The organism is Sphingomonas crocodyli, assembly GCF_004005865.1.
GTDB lineage: Bacteria > Pseudomonadota > Alphaproteobacteria > Sphingomonadales > Sphingomonadaceae > Rhizorhabdus > Rhizorhabdus crocodyli.
Window position 1 is genome coordinate 2,625,850 of the sequence record NZ_SACN01000001.1, and the last position, 17,381, is coordinate 2,643,230.

Consider the following 17,381-nt stretch of genomic DNA (forward strand, 5'->3'; position numbering starts at 1 on the left):
TCCGGTTCCACGGACGGCGATATTAATCAAGCCGTCCGTTTAACCGATTTAGTTGGGAAGCCGAACTTCGACCTTGTCGACCCATTCCGGATAGAAAGCCGGTTCGCGGTTCGACCAGCCGGGCGCGGTGGCCGCAGCTTCGCTGATCGACTGGAGCAGCAGCCGGCGCTTTTCCGGATGGAGGTGCGGCAGCGCCGCCGCCGAACAGAAGGCCGCGGGCAGCCAGGGGCGGACGTTAGCGCCGATCAGCCGCTCGTAGAGGAAGCGATAAGCGCCGAAGCTGCTCAGCCGGTCCTGCCCCAGATCGAAGGCCGAGATCGTGATGAGCGGCGCCATGAACGGCTCGACCGCCTCCAACCCGCTATCGTCGGGCACCATATCGCGGATGTGATCGAGGCGGACGTAGATGCGCGCCTGGGCGACGATGCTTGCGCTTTCGACCACGTCGCGCGACCAGCGGGCGAGTGCGTCGTCGCGGCCGAGGCCGACGTCGAGCGAGCGACGAATATAGCGTTGAGTGGCGGCCGGAAAACTGGCGAACTCTTTCATTTCCGCCAGCGTCATCGCGCCGTCTGCAGGTCTCGAACTAGCCATGCCAACACCCCTTTCAGGAAGTCTGGCAGGAACTCTGCGCCTTACATGCTTACCAGGCGCTTAAGCCCACCGAAGCCTTCCGTTAATGATCCGAGCATGGTTTTTGTTGCGTTGCAACACGACAATTTTTCAAATCAATGAAATCTGGGGATAAGTTTCGGGCCGCCGCACGGATGCGGCGGCCCGGTTTCGATCGGCCGTTTCGGGTGCGATATCACTCCTTGGCCGCCATCCGCGCTTTTTCGGCTTCCTCGTCATATCCGGATGATGGCGCCGGATCGGATCCCTTTCCGGGCTGCGTGTTCGCGGGCGCATCCGAAGTCGGGAAACTTTCGTCTAAAGCGACGTCGAGTTTGGCATCCTCATTCTTGGGATCGGTCGCCAGCTTCTTGTCATCGCTGGCGTCATGCGCCGTGCGGATGTGGGGTGTGGCGCGCTTGATGTCGTCCATCGACTCGGTTGTCATCAGTCCTCTCCACCAACGGTGAATATCAACGCGCAGGAACTGACGACCGTTCCGCAGACTGTGCTAAACTGAACTTTCGATGAACACCGCCCGTCGTTCGACCAGCGTCATGGCGATGAAGCGATTTTTCCGCAGTCGTTTGCTATAGGATGGCCATGACATCTGACACGAATGGCCCGCGCGGGGCCTTGGTAAGCCCGCGCGTTGCCCTGCTTTCGATACTCGGTTTCTGGACGCTCTATTTCGCGATCGCCACGCTGCGCTGGCTGATGCTCGATTACGGGCATCAGATCGAAATGATGGCAGCACGCCTGCTGGTGACGATCGGGTCGATGCTGGCGACCTTCTTCGTCTATCTGGCGCTGCGCCCGCTGGGCAGCCGCCCGCTGCGCACGAACGTGACCGCGGTCGCCTTGCTTTCGATCCCGGCGGCGATCGCCTATTCGTCGATGAACTGGGCTGCGTTCAACCAGATGGACCGGCAGATCGAGGCCGAAAAGGCCAAGGCGGTCGGCGAAGGCAAGATCGTTATCGACAGCCGCGTGAGCGAAGCCGTCCGCCAGCGGACCGAGGCCGCCATCGCCGCCGCCCGCACCGCCGTCGCCCAAGCCGCCGAACAGGCCCACGCCGCCGGCGAAGCCCGTCGCGAAGCGCTGGAAGCCAAAGCCGAAGCGCTGCGCGAGGCGCAGGAAGCCCGCCGCGCCGCCGATGCGGCACGCCGGGAAATCCGCCAGCAGCGCAATGAGCTGAGGAACGAGATCAAAAAGCTGACGCCCGAAGCGCGCCGCGAAGCCTTGCAGGCGCAGCGCGATGCGGCCCAGATCCAGCGGGACGCGCTTCAGGCCCAACGGGACGCGCAGCGCGAAGCGCGCGATGCCCAGCGCGAAGCGCTTCAGGCGCAACGCGAGGCTCAGCGCGAAGCCCGCGATGCTCAGCGCGAGGCCGAACGGCAGGCGCGCGAGGATTATCAGACCTATCAGCAGGGCATCCAGCAGGCGCGCGAAGCCGTGGAGATGGCGCGCAAGCATGGCATCAACATCGATCTCGATCAGATGCTCGCCGGCCTGCCCGCGCCCCCTGCCCCGCCGACCGCGCCGGTCGCCCCCAAGGTGATCGTGCCCAAGGTCATCGTTCCCAAGGTGACGCCGCCCGCGCCGCCGAGTGTGGCGGCCATTCCGGACACCCCCGGCCCCACGCCCGTAGCGCCGAAGGCCAGCGCGGCCCCGAGCGCGTCGCCCGCCAAGCCCGCGCCCGTCCCCGCACCGCTGCCGATGATCACCGTCCGGATTCCGACGCTGAGTCCGGACACCGCGACGATCCAGGTCGGCGCCTCCCCGCCCACCATCGAAGAGGATAAGGAACGGGGCGACGACTATAAGCACTCGCCGCTGGGCGCGATCGCCGATCAGGCGATGAACGGATATTTCTTCTTCGCCGCGTGGGGGGCGCTGTTCCTCGCTTTGTCCTACGCCGCCGCCGTGCGCATCGCCGAGCGCGAGTCCGCGCGCTATCGCACCGCTGCGCGCGATGCCGAGCTGCGGGCGCTGCGCTATCAGGTCAACCCGCACTTCCTGTTCAACACGCTCAACTCGCTCTCGACCCTCGTCCTCAAGGACAAGCCCGACGAGGCCGAGAAGATGATCCTGAACCTGTCGACCTTCTTCCGCACCAGCCTGACCGCCGATCCGAAGGAGGATGTAACGCTGGCCGAGGAGATCCGGCTGCAGCGGCTCTATCTGGATATCGAAGCGGTGCGCTTCCCCGAGCGGCTGTCGGTCGACATCCAGATTCCGGAGAACCTGAAGAACGCCTGCGTGCCGTGCCTGATCCTGCAGCCGCTGGTCGAAAATGCGATCAAATATGGCGTTTCGCGCTCCAAACGCCCGGTGAACGTCAAGATCATCGCGCGTGAGGATACTGAGGGGCTGGTCCTTACCGTCGAGGATGATGGCGACCCGATCGACGATAAGGGCGCATCGAAGGGCACCGGCGTCGGTCTGCGCAACGTGATCGATCGGTTGCGCGCGCGCTTCGGCGAAGAGGCGGCGTGCCGCCACGGCCCGCTGCCCAACGGTGGTTTCGGTGTGACGATTTTCATGCCACTGATCCGGGATGGCCGATGAATCACCCGTCCGCACTCTAGTCGTCGACGACGAACCGCTCGCGATCGAACGCCTCCAGATCCTGTGCGCGCGCGAGCCGCTGATCGATCTGGTCGGCACCGCACAGGATGGCGAAGCCGCGCTGCGCCTGATCGAGGCGCTGGAGCCGGAGATGCTGCTGCTCGACATCGCAATGCCGGGGCTGGACGGGATCGGCGTCGCCCGCGCGATCGAGAAGCTCGAAAAGAAGCCTGCGATCGTCTTCTGCACCGCCTTCGATCAATATGCCGTGACGGCGTTCGATCTGTCGGCGACCGATTATGTGCTGAAGCCGGTGTCATCGGACCGCCTGTCACGCGCCGTCGCCCGCGTGATCGACCGTCGCAAGGCGCCGCCCGAGGAGAAGACCGGCGATCATGCGCAGGAATTCTGGGTTCCGCACCGTTCCGAGATGATCCGCATCGCCGCGCAGGATATCGACCGGATCGAGGCCGAGCGCGACTATATGCGCCTGCACGTCGGGCAGCGCAGCTTCCTGCTGCACCAGACGATCACCGAACTCGAACGGCGGCTCGATCCCGCCGCCTTCATTCGCCTCCACCGATCGACGATCGTGCGCCGCGAACAGATTTCGCGGCTCAGCCACGACGGAATGGGCGTGTGGCATGCGGTGATGGCGGATGAGGAGCGTATCCGTATCGGACGCACATATCTGCCCAATGCCCGAGCGCTGATGGGGCGTTAATGGGCCGCTGATCGCAGCCGCAAACGTCGTTCATCGTTACGCAGGTCGGTTTTTCCGCAACTTTTGGCGCTTTTCCGCCGTCGAGCCTCCACCACACCATAGGAGGAGGCGATGCGTCGCTCGATCTTGGCAGTGGGGGCGATGGCCGCCGCGACCCTGTTCGCGAGCGGTTCGGGGACCGCGCAGCGGCCCACACTCAAAAGCGATCAGGCGCTGCGCGACGGCGGCGTCAGCATGCCGCCGGGCGGCTGGATCGACTATTGCGCGCGCACCGCATCCGATCCGGCCTGTCGCCCGATGCGCAAGCCCGATCCGCGTCCGGGCGATGTCGTTCCGCTCGACGATGCACGCTGGGCGGAGGTGAAGCGTATCCACGCCGAACTGGCGAAGATCGAGCAGACCGACGAGACGCGGATGGACGACCGCTGGACCGTCGCGCGGACGAGCGGCGATTGCGAGGATATCGCGCTGGCGGGCCGCGAAAAGCTGCTCGCTGCCGGCTTCCCGCGCCGCGCCGTCCGCCTCGCCACCGCGCTGACCGAGGATGGCGACCGGCATGTCGTCGTGACGCTCGACGGCATTCGTGCCGAAAAGCTCGACACCTTCGTGCTCGACAACCGATCCGCGCGAGTCACGTCATGGCGCACGCTGGAGAATGGCGGCTATCGCTTCCTCACGCGGCAGGCGCCGTCCGGCCCCTATTGGGTGTCGTTGAAAGGCCCCGACGGCAAACGGCTTTCGTGAGGTGTGCCCCGGAGCAACGGAACCCGCGTCATTTCCATTCGTCGTAGCGGCCACGGGAACGGGCACGAGTGCGACGTTCGAGGAGAGAATGATGCGTAGTTACATCATCGCGGCGGCTTTGGCCGCCACAGCAATGGCGACCACGCCGACGCAGGCGCAGACGGTCGTGTGCAAACAGGACAGCGGCGGCCGGCTGGCCGCGACCGTGGTCGGCGCCGGCATCGGCGCGATCCTAGGTCGCGTGATCACCGGGCGCCACGGCGGCACCACCGGCGCGATCGTCGGCGGCGTGGTCGGCGGCGTCGGCGCGAACCAGCTCGCCAAGTCCGATCAGGACAATTGTTCGCGCGCTTATGGCTATTATGACGATCAGGGCCGCTGGCACGCCAACCGCATCGGGCGCGGCGAGGCCGTGGGTTATTATGACCGTAGCGGCGCCTGGGTTCAGGGTGCGCCCAACGGCTATTATGACGGCGATCGCTGGGTCGCGCTGAGCGGCGATGCCGAGGCATCGGGCTATTATGACCGCGACGGCCGCTGGGTGCCGGTCGCCGCCAGCGGCTATTATGCGGCGGACGATCAGTGGGTGCCGGTGTCGGCCCCCGGCTATTATGACCGTAGCGGCCGCTGGATCGCCGGCCCGGTCAACGGCCGGTATGACTCGACGGGCCGTTGGACGACCGACAGCAACACCACCTATCGCCCCGCCGGCAATGGCTGGGTCGCGGCGAGCCAGCCGGGCTATTATGACGCCAACGGCCGTTGGCATGCCGGCCAGGTGACCGGCTATTACGATGCGCGCGGCCGCTGGGTATCGATGGGTGGCGCAACCAATGCCGCTTATGATGATCGCCGCGACGTGCGTGCGCGCGTCGATCGCATCGGCACCCGGATCGACCGCAATCGCGAGCGTGGCCTGATCAGTTCGCGCGAAGCGACCTCGGCACGCCGCGAACTCGCGCAGATCCGCAGCTCGGCCGATCGCCTGCGCCGCAGCGACGGCACCTATTCGGCGCGCGACGAAGCCTATCTGCAGCAGCGGCTCGACCGGCTGAGCACGACGGTTCGCGCCGATCGCGAAGATGGTGACTCGCGGCCCAGCTGAGGCCGGCCATTAACCGAAAGTAGGGCGCTCCGGGCATCAAGGCCGGGGGCGCCCTTTTTCGAGCAAGATTTCGTTAACCACGATCACCGATAATTTACCCCGGTTAATAGCGGAGTATGCGTTCGGTGGGCCTGCAGCGGCTGATATTCGGAGGATCGCGAAGCGGCGTCGATGACGTCCGCAACGCCATCGGCCGTGCCGCGCAGAAGACCGGCGTCGATTTCAGCTATCTCTACAATCAGGCCAAGAGCGAAAGCGGCCTGAATCCCAATGCCCAGGCGTCGACCAGTTCGGCGGGCGGGCTTTTCCAGTTCATCGACCAGAGCTGGCTGGGTGCCGTGAAGATGTACGGCGCCAAGCACGGCCTCGGTTGGGCCGCCGACGCGATCAGCCGCCGTTCGGACGGCAGCTGGAAGGTCGACGGCGACGCCAAGCAGGCCGTGATGGGCCTGCGCAACGATCCCGAAGCGTCAGCGCTGATGGCGGGCGAATGGGCCAGCGACAATGCCGACGGCCTCAAGTCCGCCCTCGGCCGCCAGCCGCGCGCCGCCGATCTCTATTTCGCGCACTTCCTGGGCCTTCAGGGTGCAACCAAGTTCCTGAAGTCGGCCGATGCCAATCCTGATGCGATCGCCGCGAACCAGTTTCCGCGCGAAGCCCAGTCGAACCGCGGCATCTTCTACGATGGCGCCGGCAATGCCCGCACGATGGGCCAGGTCTATCAATTGATGGCCAGGAAGATTTCGGACGACGGGTCGTCGATCGGAACCGGCGCGCCTTCGAACGGCGGCGGCATGTCCGCCGATCGCCTGCGCCTGGCCTATGCCAGCGAAGTCTTCGAAGGCGACGGCAAGAGCGCGTCGACCACTGACATGCTCGCGATGATCAGCGGCCGGGGCATGAACCTGCTGCGTCCCAGCCCCCAGAATGCCCAACTCGCTTATATGATGCTGGCGAGCGGCGGCGACGGTTCGATCAGCGACCTCGACAGCAGCAAGGGCTCGGGGAGCCTTTAAACTCCACATTTCTGCTGAATTTCGTCACCCTCGCGAAGGCGGGGGCCTATCCAGGCTTGTCTCCACGGTCACGCCAGAGACAAGAGCGTATAGGCCCCCGCCTTCGCGAGGGTGATTTGCGTGGGGAGCCTGTCACTCCCCACTATTCTCAGTGCTTCGCCGCCTTCGCAGCCGCCATCGCCGCGCGGGCTTCAGCCGGCATGGCGGTCGGATCGTTCGGGCCGGAATTGGCCATCAGATCGACCGGACGACGTTCCTCGAGGCCGGGGCCACCGCCCTGCTGATCATCGGTGCCGCCCTCGCCCGTCCAGGCAAGCGTGACCGACATGCGGCGGTTGCGCGGATCATAAGGATCCTCCGGCACGAAGGGTTCGCGATCGGCGACGCCCTCGATCCGCAGGAAGCGCTTATCCGGAATACCGAACTCGGACAGCGCCTTGCGGGTCGATTCCGCACGATCCGACGACAAGGTCCAGTTGTTGACCGTGCGGCCCGCCGAATAGGGCATGCCGTCGGTATGGCCGCGCACGATCACCTCGTTATCGACGCTCTTGATGACCGAAGCCACCTGCCCCATCAGCGCGCGCGCCTTGGGCATCAGGACGCCGGTGCCCGTCTGGAACATCGCAAAATCCGCCTGATCGACCAGATCGATGCGCAGCCCTTCGCGGGTTTCCATGAAGCGGACGTTCTTCGCCATGTCCTTCAGCTTGGGATCGGCGGCCATCTTGGCCTCGATCATCGCCTTCAATTTCTGGAAGGCGACGCGATCGCGCGACTTGAGCGCGGCCGAGCCTTCCTTGGTGCCGCCGGTCGTATCCTTGGGGATCGTCAGCGACTTGGAGCCGGTCTGCGCCGCGCGGTGCGGATATTTGTCCGCCGCGATGATCGAATCGCCGCCGAAGATCCCGTTCGAACCCGCGCTCTTTTCCTTCATCTGGACGAGTGTGGGGCTGAAATAGTCCGCGATGCCCTTGCGCTGCTTCTCGCTGGTGGCGCCAAGCAGCCACATCAGCAGGAAGAACGCCATCATCGCGGTCACGAAGTCGGCATAGGCCACCTTCCAGGCGCCGCCATGATGGCCGCCATGCCCTTCCGCGATGATCTTCTTGATGATGATCGGCCGGGGCTCGGGTTCGTTCTTCCCGCGCTTCGAAGGGGACTGGGCCATCTTGGTCTAGCGTCCTTGGATCGAGGTCTGTCGATTAACGGCCGCGCATGCCGTCGAACACGTCCGAGAAGGCCGGCTGGTTCGAGTGCGAGATGCCCGAGCGCGCGGCTTCGATGACGAGCGGCAGCGGGTGGCCGTGGAGCGAGGCGATGATGATCTGCTTCACCACACCGTAGATCGCGGCGTCGGCTTCGATCACCTGCTTACAGCGGCCCGCGAAGGGCGCGACGATGCCGTAAGCCAGAAGAATGCCGAGGAAGGTACCGACGAGCGCCGAGCCGATCATGCCGCCCAGGATTGCCGGCGGCTTGTCGATCGAGCCCATCGTCTTCACGACGCCCAACACGGCCGCGACGATGCCCAGCGCCGGAAGCGCGTCGGCCAGGCCCTGCATCATGTCGGCGGGCTTGATCTCGTCATGATGGTGCGTCTTGAGCGCGTTATCCATCACGTCCTCGACCGCCATCGGATCGAGCGTGCCCGATGAGATCACGACCAGGCGCAGCGTATCCGTGATCATGTGGATCAGGGTGCTGTCCTTCAGGAGCTTGGGATATTCAGCAAAGACGGTCGACGCCTTCGGATCCTCGATATGCGGTTCGAGCGCGACCGGGCCTTCGGTCCGCAGCTTCTTCATCAAGCTGCTGACGAGGAAGATGACGTCCAGATAGTCCTTCTTGTTGTACTTCGGGCCCTTGAAGACCTTGGCGAAGCCGCCACCGAACGCCTTCAGCTCCTTCATCGAATTGCCGGCCACGAGCGCGCCGACACCGGCGCCGCCGATGATCAGCATTTCGTGCGGAATCGCATGAAGAACGGGTTCGAGGTCACCACCGGTGAAGGCGAAACCGCCGAACACCATGACCAGAAGGATGACGAGGCCGATGCCTGCAAACATGAACGCACACTCCCACGCAATTACCGGTCGATGCGGAGGCACCCGGTTCGGCGCTTCCCATCAACGTTAACGGCGGGTTCGGGAGAATCTTTAGGCACCTTTTCCACAAAAAGTGGCGGATGGCGGCGCTTTCCCGAACAGCCTTGCGAGGGGCTTAACTGAGAAAGTCAAACAAAGTGTTGCGATTGACCCGCGCAAATGCGGCCTGTGCCGCCTGAAGGCTAAGCGTCTTCGCATTCAGCTGCATGACGGCCGCCGTAACGTCGGTATCTTCGAGGCCCGAACGTTCTTCGGTCAGCCGCAAATTGCTGAGTTCCAGCGCGTCGGCCGCGGCATCGAGCCGCGACGCGCGAACGCCCTGGGCCGCGCGCTGGCTGTTGAGATGGGTCGAGGCCGCATCGACATTGTCGAGCACGGTATCGGCCATCGTGGCGCGCGTGGTCGGGTCCGTCGTGCTGATCGCGGTCTGCGCGGCCGTGATGATCGCCGACAGGCTGGTCGTGCCGCCCGCCGGAATCGCGACGCTATCGAAGATATCGCCCCGCTTGCCGGTCGCCGGCAGGCGCAGCACGCCCGAGACGGAGATCTGCAGCGGCGCATCCGGCGGAAAGATCGGCTGTCCGGTCGGCGTCGTGCCGGTCATCAGATTGTTGAGCGTGACGTTGAGTTCGCCCAGTTCCTGCACGATCGCGGCGCGATCGGTTTCCGAAACCGACTGGGTTCGCCCGGCGAGCACCAGTTCCTTCACGCGGTTGAACAGATCCTGCACGCTGTCGATGCTGGTATCGGCCTGCGCCGCGATCGACTGGGCATTTTCGATGTTGCGCTTCCACGTCGTCGTATCGGCCTGCGCGCTGCGCAGCTGGGCGACGCGCGCGGCGGCGACGGGATCGTCCGAAGCGGTTTCGATCTTCTTGGTCGTGGAGATATCGCTCTGCAGACGCGCGATCTGCGCAGTCAGCTTGCTCTGCTGCGAGATCTGCGTGAGGGCCCGGTATCGCGTGCTGTTGATCATCGTGCGCCTCAGCTGAACAGATTCAGGATTTCCTGCAGCGTCTCACGCGCGACCTGAATGATCTTCGCGGAGCCGCCATAGGCTTGTTGGAAACGAAGCAACTGCGCCGCTTCGACATCGAGATCGACGCCCGTAACCTCATCGAGGCCGAGCAAGGCGCCGTCCTTCTGCGACGAGGCGGCGGTCGCCTGCGCATTGGCCGACGAGACCGTCTGCGCATGCGTCGACACCAGCAGCGCCCACTGCGCTTCGGGGCCGGTCGAATTGCGCGTATTCTTGAGTTCCAGGGCGTTGCCGTTGCGAACGCCGGCAAGCGATTGGGCCGCGACCTTGGTGGTATCCTGCGTTGCCGCAACGATCGTGGCCGCCCCGCCGGTGCCCAGTGTCAGAAGGTCCGCGCCCGGCGCGCCATTCTGGTCGATGCCGTTGCGATTCCAATTGTTGATCGTGGTCGCGAAGCTGGTCGCGATCGTATCGAGCTTCTGGCGGCGATCGGCCACCGTGCTGGCGACATCGGCGAGCGCCGCGATCGAGCCGGACTGCGGCGATACGGGCACCTGAGCGCCCAGCAAGGCGCCCGATGCGACCAGCGAGATACGCCCGTCGGTCGATTGCACCACGCCCAGATAGGCCGTATCCGTCCTGTCCGCGTCGATCAGCTTGACCGAACTATTACCGGTGATGGCGACGCTCGCGCGGCCATCCGCTTCGAACCGCACATCGACGCCAATGATCTTCGACACGTCGTTTAGAACCGCATCACGGCGATCGAGCAACTGCGCCGATGCGGCCGAGCCGGGGCTTGCGCGGCGCAAACCCATGTTGATCTGCGCGAGCGCGGTCAGCGAATCGTTGAGGCTGGCGACGCTGGTGAGCGCGGCGGTGTTGATGCCGTCCGACGTATCCTTGAGCGCCTTGGCGGTCGCGTTGAACTGCTGTGCGGCCTCCGTCACCGCCGCGATCACGGTCTGACGGTTCGGATTGCTGTCCACGTCGGCAGTCAGCCCTTCGACCGAGGTGAACACGGTCGACATCTTCACGCCCAGGCCGACATCGGTGTCGTTGAGCGCGCCTTCGGCGGTGCTGAGCCAGGTCGCCTTGGTCGACGCGCGGGCATCTTCCGAGATCGACAGGCGCACATAGGACGCCTTGTAATCGTTCGCGATGCGATCGACCGAGCCGACATTGGCGCCGCCGAAATAGGTCTGCGACTTGTACTGGTAGCTCGATGACGAGGAGAGGTTCGATTCCTTGATCGTGACCGTGCGGCGCGAATAGCCCTCGGTCTCCGAATTGGCGACGTTCTCACCGACCGCGGCCAGCGCGGCGCGATAGGCGACGACACCCGAACGGCCGATCGAGAGGAGATCGCTCACTTCGTTTCTGCCTCAGTGGTTGCGGGCTTCGCCGTCGCGTCCGCCGCAGGGGTGGCCCCGCCGACACGCGCGGCAAACTGCTTCACCAGCAGGTCCGCCACGCCGAACACGCCCTTGTCGGCCATATTGTCGGCCAGACGCGCGTCCTGCATGTCGCGAAACTGATCGGTCGCGTCGCTGCCCATGATGTCGTCGCCCAGCTTCGACTGGCGCGCCGATGACAGGATCTGGCGCAGGAACACCGCCTCGAACTGCTTCGAGACCGCCTTCAACTGTTCCAGGTCGGACGACTTGGAATCGGTGTTCGGTGCACCGGTGATCGAGGTGACGTTGCCTATCATAGGACCACAAGCTCCGCCTTCATCGCGCCCGCCTGCTTCAGCGCTTCGAGGATCGCGACCAGATCGCCCGGCGAAGCACCGATGGCGTTCACCGACTTGACGATCTCGGACAGGCTGGCGCCGGGCGCGAACTGGAACATCGGGCGCGCGGGATCGTCGACCTTGATCGCGCTCGACTGCTCGACGGCGGTGCGGCCCTGGCTGAAGGGCGCGGGCTGCACGATGCGCGGCTTTTCATCGACCTGTACGGTCATCTTGCCGTGGGTGATCGCGACCGGCGAGATGCGGACCGCGCCGTTGATGACGACGGTGCCGGTGCGGGCGTTGACCACGACGCGCGCCGGGGCGTCCGCCGTGTCGACGTCGAGATTTTCGATCTTGCTCATCAGCGTGGCGCGCGATTCGGCGCCCTGCTGGGCCTGAATGGTGATGGTGGTGCCGTCGATCGCCTGCGCGATCGGGCCGAGGCGGCTGTTGATCGTGGCGGCGACGCGCTGCGCGGTCGTCAGATCGGTTTCGGCCAGATCGAAGCGCAGTTCGGGCGAAGTCGCGAAACCGGCGTCGACCGCACGTTCAACGGTGGCGCCGCCGGGGATGCGACCGGCCGTCGGCACGTTGATGGTGAGCTTGGAGCCGTCCGCCGCGTCGATGCCGAGGCCGCCGACCGCAAGATTGCCCTGCGCCATCGCATAGACCTGTCCATCGGCACCCTGCAGCGGTGCCATGATCAGCGTGCCGCCGCGCAACGACTTGGCCTTGCCGAGCGCCGAGATGGTGACGTCGAGCCGCTGGCCGGGCTTGGCGAAGGGCGGCAATTCAGCGGTCAGCATGACGGCGGCCGCATTCTTGAGCGCCGGATTGACGCCCGGCGGCAGCTGCAGACCGAAGCGCGAGGCGATTCCCTTCACGCCCTGAGTCGCATAATCGAGGCTGTCGTCGCCCGTCCCCGCCAGACCTACGACGATGCCGTAGCCGGTCAACTGGTTGGCGCGAAGCCCTTGGAAAGTGCCGATATCCTTGATCCGTTCGGCATGCGCGGCCCCACCGAGCGCGAGGCCCAGGGCACAGAACAGCGAGGCGATCCAGTAACGCAACATCGACAGATCTTTCCGGCGGTTAACCATATTTGGTCAGAATGGGCTCAGAATAGAAAAGAAACGGTTAAACCAGCCCTGGCGCGAGGCGCGTGCGATCTCGCCCTTACCCGAATAGGTAATGCGGGCGTCCGCAACGCGGGTGGAAGGGACGCGATTGTCGGGGCCGATATCCGCCGCGCGGATCAGGCCGGTGATCGCGATATTCTCATCACCGCGGTTAAGCGTGACCAGCTTTTCGCCGCGCACCAGCATCGTGCCGTTCGGATAGACCCGCGCGATCGTGACGCTGATTTCGCCGTTCAGCTGGTTCGACTGGGCGGCTGCGCCCTTGCCGTCGAACTTGCCGCCACCGCTGGTGGTCACGTCGTCCTTGTCGATCAGCTTGCTGAGCCAGCCGGTGGTCGGCGGGTTGATGCCGACATTGCCCGAACGATCGGTCGACGCGCTGTTCGCCTTCACCGCCTGGGTGCGCTCAACCAGCAGGATCGTGACGATATCGCCGACCATCGCGGCGCGCGCGCCGTTGGTCAGGGCATTATAGCCCATCGACGCCTGATAGATCGAACCGTTCGCCTGCGCCGGCATTGGCGCCGCCGCATAGGTCGGCTCATATTCGCTGACGCGCGGCGCCTTGCGGGCGTGCGCCGGCGCTTCGAGCGCCGAACCCATGACCATAGCGGCGACGAGGCCGAGGACGGTGAAGGCGCGCATATCGCCCTTAGATGTTCTGGTTGACATACTGCATCATCTCGTCGGTGGATTTGATCATCTTCGAGTTCACTTCGTAGGCGCGCTGGGTCTCGATCATGTCGACCAGCTCTTCCACGATGTTGACGTTCGAGCTTTCGAGCGCGCCGGAGCGGATGTTGCCGCGCCCGTCGATGCCGCCGGCACCGATCTGCGGCTGGCCCGACGAAGCGGTCTCGATCAGCAGGTTGGTGCCGATCGCCTCGAGGCCCGCCGGATTGGCGAAGCGCGCAATCTCGATCTTGCCGAGTTCGACCGGAGCCTCCTGCCCGTTCACGCTCGCGCTGACGGTGCCGTCGGTCGAAATCGTGATCTTCTGGGTGTCCTGCGGCACCTGGATCTGGGGCATCAGCTGATAGCCCTCGTTGTTCACGATCGTGCCGTCGGCCGACAGATTGAAATTGCCGTCGCGGGTGTAACCGGTGCGACCGTCGGGCATCTGGATCTGGAAGTAGCCCGATCCCTCGATCGCCATGTCGAGCGCATTGTCGGTCGTCTGGAGCGAACCCTGCGAGTCGATCTTCTTGGTACCGTTGATCATCACACCGGTGCCGAGCGAGGTGCCCGTGGCGTATTGCGTCGAATCCGAAGACTTGGCGCCCGCGGCGGTGATCGCCTGGTAGGCCAGCGTCTCGAAGCTCGCGCGATCGCGCTTGAAGCCGGTCGTGTTGACGTTCGCCAGGTTGTTGGCGATCACCTGCATGCGCATGTTCTGGGCATCAAGGCCCGTGCGCGCGACGTGCAATGCTGCGGTCGTCATACTCTAACTCCTCAATCCAGCCGCATCAGATCGGCCGAAGCCTTGTCGATGTCCTGAGCGGACGACATCATCTTCACCTGCATGTCCCAGTCCCGGCTCGCTTCGATCATGTCGATCAGCGTGCCGGCAGTGTTCACGTTCGATCCTTCGAGCGCGCCCTGGCGCACCGTTGCCTGCGGGTCGCTCGGCAGCGTGCCGCCGCCCTTCACGCGGAAGATGCCGTCGAGGCCCTTGGCGATATCGACGCCGTTCGAACGCACCAGCTTCAGGCGATCGACCTGCTGCGGCTGGCTCGCATCGCCCCCGACCGGGATGACCGAAATCGTGCCGTCGCCGGCGATCATGATCTTGCTGGCCGGCGGGATCGTGATCGGGCCGCCTTCGCCGAGGACGGGCAGGCCGTCACCGGTGGTCAGCAGCCCCGTATCGCCAACCTGGAAATCGCCGCGGCGGGTATAGCCCTCCGCACCGTCGGTCGTCTGGACCGCGAGCAGCGAGTCCCCGGTCATGGCGACATCGAGTTCGCGGCCCGTGTCCGTCATCGGACCTTCGCGCATGTCGGCGGAGAGCACCTCTTCGGACGTCGGCGCACGGGTGTTCATACCCGCGCCCTTGATCCAGAGCGCCTGGCTGTTGGTCATTTCGCCCTTGAAGCCGGGCGTGTTGACGTTGGCCAGGTTGTTCGCGGTCGTCGTCTGGCGCGACATCGCCGCGCGCATCGCCGAAAGCGAGCTGTAGATCAGCCGATCCATCGGAGGTCTCCGCTATCCTATCGATCTTAGGCGCGCAGGTTCACGATGGTTTCGGTCATCGTGTTCGCGGCTTCGATCGCCTTGGCGTTGGCCGAGAAGTTGCGCTGCGCCTGGATGAGCGCGACAAGTTCCTCGGTGATGTCGACGTTCGCCTGTTCGAGCGCGCCCGACTGGATCAGGCCGGTGCCGTTGGTGTTCGGCTCGTTGATCTGCGGTTCGCCCGAAACGCCGGTCGAGCTCCACTTGGAGTCGCCCAGCTGGCGCAGGCCTTCGGGGTTCGAGAAGGTCGCGAGGACGATCTTGCCGAGCGCCTGGCTGTCGCCGTTCGAGAAGGTGGCGACGACGAGGCCGTTCGAGTCCACCGACACGTTGTCGAGCTGACCTGCGGCATAACCGTCCTGGCTGAAGCTGGTCAGCGTGAACGGAGCGGCGGCCATCTTGGTGTTCGCGCCGTAGGTCAGCGAGAAGCCGATCGGGCCGGTGGCGCCGGTCGGGCGGACCTGGTTGGTCGTGACCGCGCCCGGCGTTGCGCCGTTGACCTGGCTGAGCGTGCCGAACTGGTCGAAGGTCAGCGTGACCGGGGTCGGCGGAGCCGAGACGTTCGGATCCGAGCTGATTTCCTTGTCGCCGACGAAGGTGCGCGCGACCCAGGTGGTGTCGGTGGTGGCGCCCGACGGAATGTTCTGACGGATATAATAGGTGGTCATCGGGAAGGCCGTGCCCGCCGCGTCATACACCGTCGTCGTGGTCGACTGGTTGTAGCTGTTCGGATCGAAGCGATCGAAGGCATAAGGGTTCTGCGCGGTGTAGACCGAACGGCTGGCCGGCAGATCGGCGTCGGTCGGGAAGGTCACCGACAGATCGACCGAGCCGGTTGCGCTCGACGTGCCCGAGGTCAGCGGAAGCTGGAGCGAGCGGGTCGAGTTCAGGCCCGTCGCGGTCAGCACGCCTTCGCTGTCGGTCGGCAGGATCTGCAGATAGGCGCCCGAGCTGTCGACGACGTAACGGTTGGCGTCGACGCGGAAGCTGCCGTTGCGGGTGTAGCTGACCTGGCTGTTCGACTGCGAGCTGCGGGTCACGAAGAAGCCCTGGCCCGAAACCGCCATGTCGAGCGAGCGATCCGAATTTTCGAAGCCGCCCTGCGTGAACTGCTGGTCGATTCCGCGCAGACGGGTGCCCTGCCCCGCGACCGTCGAGGTCTGGAGCGGCGCCGACGAGATGATGTCGCCGAACTCAGCCGTGCTCTTCTTGAAGCCCGTCGTGCCGACGTTCGCGATGTTGTTCGAGATGACCCCGAGTTCGGTCTGCTGCGCCTTGAGGCCGGACAGAGCGGTATAGAAGGACATTGGGCTACTCCGTTACAAAACTGAAATTACGAAAGCTGGATGGCGTCGGACGGGTCGATCGTGCCGAGCGCGGTGACGAGCTTGGTCGATCCGCTGGCCGGCGACTGGACGCCGTTGACGGTGGTCCAGGCGGCGCTGGCCGTCTCCATCTGCTGGGCGGACGCGTCCTTGGCGTTGACGACGATCTTGAGCGGGCCGGCGACGGCCTTGCCGGCATCGTCCTTGCCATCCCAGAAGAAGGGGATATCGCCCTTGGCAACGTTGGTCGCCTTGCCGTTATAGACGACCTTGCCGGTGCCATCGACGAGGCTGATGCTGACCTGGCTCGCATCCTTGTCGAGCGTAACGTTGCCCGCGAACGAGCCGTCCTGCAGCGACGTGACAGTATCCGACTGAACGAGCGCGGCCTTGCCGATCCAGCTGGCCGCATCGCCAACGCGCGACGAGGCGAGGTCCGACTTGATCGACTTGAGCGACGCATTCATCTCCGCGATGCCGGTGGTCGACGAGAATTGCGCCATCTGGGCGACCATCTGCGTGTTATCGACCGGATTGAACGGATCCTGGGTCTGCATCTGCGTGGTCATCAGCTTCAGGAACGCCGTCTGATCGAGCGTGCCGTTGCTCTTCTGCGTGGTCGTCGAACCCGTGGAGGTCTTGCCCGCCAGCGAATCGAGATACGAGTTTCCGGTGCTAATCGTCATTTACCGAGCCTCAGCGTGTCGAGGGTTAGGGTCTTTGCGGTCTGCATGACCTGAACGTTGTTCTGGTACTGACGCGACGTTTCCATCATCTCGACCAGCTCCTGCGCCTGATCGACCGCGGCTTCCCAGACATTGCCGTCCTTGTCGGCCTTCGGGTTGCTCGGGTCGTGGCGCTTGGTGGGATCGATCTTGGTGGCGACGACGCTGTCGACCTTCACGGTCGCGATGCCGGGGGCATCGGTGACCGACTTGAAGACCGGCTTGATCGAACGAAACGCCTCTTCCTTGCTGCCCGCGACCGCGCCGGCATTGGCGAGGTTCGAGGCCGTCGTGTTGAGGCGCATCATCTGCGCGGACATCGCGCGTCCGGCGATGTCGAAGACGGAAAGGTTGTTCGCCATC

The 17,381-nt window shown here is 64.8% G+C and carries 19 protein-coding genes; 5 read left to right on the forward strand and 14 right to left on the reverse strand.

The genetic code is table 11. The features are described 5' to 3' along the window. Positions 1 to 48 precede the first annotated feature (48 nt). Together EOD43_RS12560 and EOD43_RS12565 are read right to left on the reverse strand one after the other, a co-directional pair. Positions 49 to 594 carry a hypothetical protein gene (locus tag EOD43_RS12560; protein ID WP_127744194.1) on the reverse strand — a complete coding sequence of 182 codons (546 nt, stop codon included), beginning with the start codon at positions 592 to 594 and terminating at the stop codon, positions 49 to 51. Between the two features lie 214 nt (positions 595 to 808). Next, a complete protein-coding gene (locus EOD43_RS12565; protein ID WP_127744195.1) occupies positions 809 to 1,060 on the reverse strand; it encodes a hypothetical protein in 252 nt (83 codons plus the stop codon). 155 nt (positions 1,061 to 1,215) lie between these two features. Between EOD43_RS12565 and EOD43_RS24200 the strand changes: the two genes are divergently transcribed. The 5 genes from EOD43_RS24200 (at position 1,216) to EOD43_RS12590 (ending at position 6,772) form a co-directional block, all read left to right on the forward strand. Next, positions 1,216 to 3,183, forward strand: coding sequence for a sensor histidine kinase (locus EOD43_RS24200; protein ID WP_420822441.1), 1,968 nt, complete (start codon positions 1,216 to 1,218; stop codon positions 3,181 to 3,183). After that, positions 3,173 to 3,907: a LytR/AlgR family response regulator transcription factor gene (locus EOD43_RS12575; protein ID WP_127744196.1), complete on the forward strand. Its 735-nt coding sequence runs from the start codon at positions 3,173 to 3,175 to the stop codon at positions 3,905 to 3,907. The genes EOD43_RS24200 and EOD43_RS12575 overlap by 11 nt, the downstream gene beginning before the upstream one ends. A 111-nt stretch (positions 3,908 to 4,018) precedes the next feature. Then, on the forward strand, positions 4,019 to 4,651 hold the full coding sequence (locus EOD43_RS12580) for a transglutaminase-like cysteine peptidase (protein ID WP_127744197.1): 633 nt from the start codon (positions 4,019 to 4,021) through the stop codon (positions 4,649 to 4,651). Between the two features lie 91 nt (positions 4,652 to 4,742). After that, positions 4,743 to 5,756, forward strand: a complete 1,014-nt coding sequence (locus tag EOD43_RS12585; protein WP_240653170.1) for a hypothetical protein — start codon at positions 4,743 to 4,745, stop codon at positions 5,754 to 5,756. 116 nt (positions 5,757 to 5,872) lie between these two features. After that, entirely contained in the window at positions 5,873 to 6,772 is a 900-nt protein-coding gene (locus EOD43_RS12590) for a transglycosylase SLT domain-containing protein (protein ID WP_127744198.1), read from the forward strand. A gap of 148 nt (positions 6,773 to 6,920) precedes the next feature. On the opposite strand, the gene EOD43_RS12595 is transcribed toward EOD43_RS12590, so the two are convergent. The 12 genes from EOD43_RS12595 to flgC form a co-directional block, all read right to left on the reverse strand. Next, positions 6,921 to 7,943 carry a flagellar motor protein MotB gene (locus tag EOD43_RS12595; RefSeq protein ID WP_127744199.1) on the reverse strand — a complete coding sequence of 341 codons (1,023 nt, stop codon included), beginning with the start codon at positions 7,941 to 7,943 and terminating at the stop codon, positions 6,921 to 6,923. Positions 7,944 to 7,977: 34 nt separating this feature from the next. After that, the gene (gene motA / locus EOD43_RS12600) at positions 7,978 to 8,841 is read right to left on the reverse strand and encodes a flagellar motor stator protein MotA (protein ID WP_127744200.1); all 864 of its coding nucleotides are present in this window, start codon (positions 8,839 to 8,841) and stop codon (positions 7,978 to 7,980) included. 154 nt (positions 8,842 to 8,995) lie between these two features. After that, positions 8,996 to 9,856: a flagellin gene (locus EOD43_RS12605; RefSeq protein ID WP_127744201.1), complete on the reverse strand. Its 861-nt coding sequence runs from the start codon at positions 9,854 to 9,856 to the stop codon at positions 8,996 to 8,998. An 8-nt stretch (positions 9,857 to 9,864) separates the two neighbouring features. Then, entirely contained in the window at positions 9,865 to 11,232 is a 1,368-nt protein-coding gene (flgK, locus tag EOD43_RS12610) for a flagellar hook-associated protein FlgK (RefSeq protein WP_127744202.1), read from the reverse strand. Continuing rightward, positions 11,229 to 11,573, reverse strand: coding sequence for a rod-binding protein (locus tag EOD43_RS12615; protein ID WP_127744203.1), 345 nt, complete (start codon positions 11,571 to 11,573; stop codon positions 11,229 to 11,231). The genes flgK and EOD43_RS12615 overlap by 4 nt, the downstream gene beginning before the upstream one ends. After that, on the reverse strand, positions 11,570 to 12,670 hold the full coding sequence (locus EOD43_RS12620; protein WP_127744204.1) for a flagellar basal body P-ring protein FlgI: 1,101 nt from the start codon (positions 12,668 to 12,670) through the stop codon (positions 11,570 to 11,572). The genes EOD43_RS12615 and EOD43_RS12620 overlap by 4 nt, the downstream gene beginning before the upstream one ends. A gap of 33 nt (positions 12,671 to 12,703) precedes the next feature. Next, positions 12,704 to 13,408 carry a flagellar basal body L-ring protein FlgH gene (locus EOD43_RS12625; protein WP_127744205.1) on the reverse strand — a complete coding sequence of 235 codons (705 nt, stop codon included), beginning with the start codon at positions 13,406 to 13,408 and terminating at the stop codon, positions 12,704 to 12,706. Beyond that, entirely contained in the window at positions 13,389 to 14,177 is a 789-nt protein-coding gene (flgG, locus tag EOD43_RS12630) for a flagellar basal-body rod protein FlgG (protein WP_127744206.1), read from the reverse strand. The genes EOD43_RS12625 and flgG overlap by 20 nt, the downstream gene beginning before the upstream one ends. An 11-nt stretch (positions 14,178 to 14,188) precedes the next feature. Further along, positions 14,189 to 14,929: a flagellar basal-body rod protein FlgF gene (flgF, locus tag EOD43_RS12635; RefSeq protein ID WP_127744207.1), complete on the reverse strand. Its 741-nt coding sequence runs from the start codon at positions 14,927 to 14,929 to the stop codon at positions 14,189 to 14,191. Positions 14,930 to 14,955: 26 nt separating this feature from the next. Further along, a complete protein-coding gene (locus tag EOD43_RS12640; RefSeq protein ID WP_127744208.1) occupies positions 14,956 to 16,275 on the reverse strand; it encodes a flagellar hook protein FlgE in 1,320 nt (439 codons plus the stop codon). A gap of 26 nt (positions 16,276 to 16,301) precedes the next feature. Beyond that, positions 16,302 to 16,979 carry a flagellar hook assembly protein FlgD gene (locus EOD43_RS12645; protein WP_127744209.1) on the reverse strand — a complete coding sequence of 226 codons (678 nt, stop codon included), beginning with the start codon at positions 16,977 to 16,979 and terminating at the stop codon, positions 16,302 to 16,304. Continuing rightward, positions 16,976 to 17,380 carry a flagellar basal body rod protein FlgC gene (gene flgC / locus EOD43_RS12650; protein WP_127744210.1) on the reverse strand — a complete coding sequence of 135 codons (405 nt, stop codon included), beginning with the start codon at positions 17,378 to 17,380 and terminating at the stop codon, positions 16,976 to 16,978. Before flgC ends, EOD43_RS12645 begins: the two co-directional genes overlap by 4 nt. Position 17,381 lies beyond the last annotated feature (1 nt).

Coding starts and splice junctions, on each gene's coding strand:
- EOD43_RS12645 (WP_127744209.1), bottom strand. CDS start 16,979: ATGACGATTAGCACCGGAAACTCGTATCTCGATTCGCTGGCGGGCAAG.
- motA (WP_127744200.1), bottom strand. CDS start 8,841: ATGTTTGCAGGCATCGGCCTCGTCATCCTTCTGGTCATGGTGTTCGGC.
- flgF (WP_127744207.1), bottom strand. CDS start 14,929: ATGGATCGGCTGATCTACAGCTCGCTTTCGGCGATGCGCGCGGCGATG.
- EOD43_RS12605 (WP_127744201.1), bottom strand. CDS start 9,856: ATGATCAACAGCACGCGATACCGGGCCCTCACGCAGATCTCGCAGCAG.
- EOD43_RS12575 (WP_127744196.1), top strand. CDS start 3,173: ATGGCCGATGAATCACCCGTCCGCACTCTAGTCGTCGACGACGAACCG.
- EOD43_RS12590 (WP_127744198.1), top strand. CDS start 5,873: ATGCGTTCGGTGGGCCTGCAGCGGCTGATATTCGGAGGATCGCGAAGC.
- flgG (WP_127744206.1), bottom strand. CDS start 14,177: ATGACGACCGCAGCATTGCACGTCGCGCGCACGGGCCTTGATGCCCAG.
- EOD43_RS12625 (WP_127744205.1), bottom strand. CDS start 13,408: ATGTCAACCAGAACATCTAAGGGCGATATGCGCGCCTTCACCGTCCTC.
- EOD43_RS24200 (WP_420822441.1), top strand. CDS start 1,216: ATGACATCTGACACGAATGGCCCGCGCGGGGCCTTGGTAAGCCCGCGC.
- EOD43_RS12615 (WP_127744203.1), bottom strand. CDS start 11,573: ATGATAGGCAACGTCACCTCGATCACCGGTGCACCGAACACCGATTCC.
- EOD43_RS12560 (WP_127744194.1), bottom strand. CDS start 594: ATGGCTAGTTCGAGACCTGCAGACGGCGCGATGACGCTGGCGGAAATG.
- EOD43_RS12620 (WP_127744204.1), bottom strand. CDS start 12,670: ATGTTGCGTTACTGGATCGCCTCGCTGTTCTGTGCCCTGGGCCTCGCG.
- EOD43_RS12640 (WP_127744208.1), bottom strand. CDS start 16,275: ATGTCCTTCTATACCGCTCTGTCCGGCCTCAAGGCGCAGCAGACCGAA.
- EOD43_RS12585 (WP_240653170.1), top strand. CDS start 4,743: ATGCGTAGTTACATCATCGCGGCGGCTTTGGCCGCCACAGCAATGGCG.
- EOD43_RS12595 (WP_127744199.1), bottom strand. CDS start 7,943: ATGGCCCAGTCCCCTTCGAAGCGCGGGAAGAACGAACCCGAGCCCCGG.
- EOD43_RS12565 (WP_127744195.1), bottom strand. CDS start 1,060: ATGACAACCGAGTCGATGGACGACATCAAGCGCGCCACACCCCACATC.
- flgC (WP_127744210.1), bottom strand. CDS start 17,380: ATGGCGAACAACCTTTCCGTCTTCGACATCGCCGGACGCGCGATGTCC.
- EOD43_RS12580 (WP_127744197.1), top strand. CDS start 4,019: ATGCGTCGCTCGATCTTGGCAGTGGGGGCGATGGCCGCCGCGACCCTG.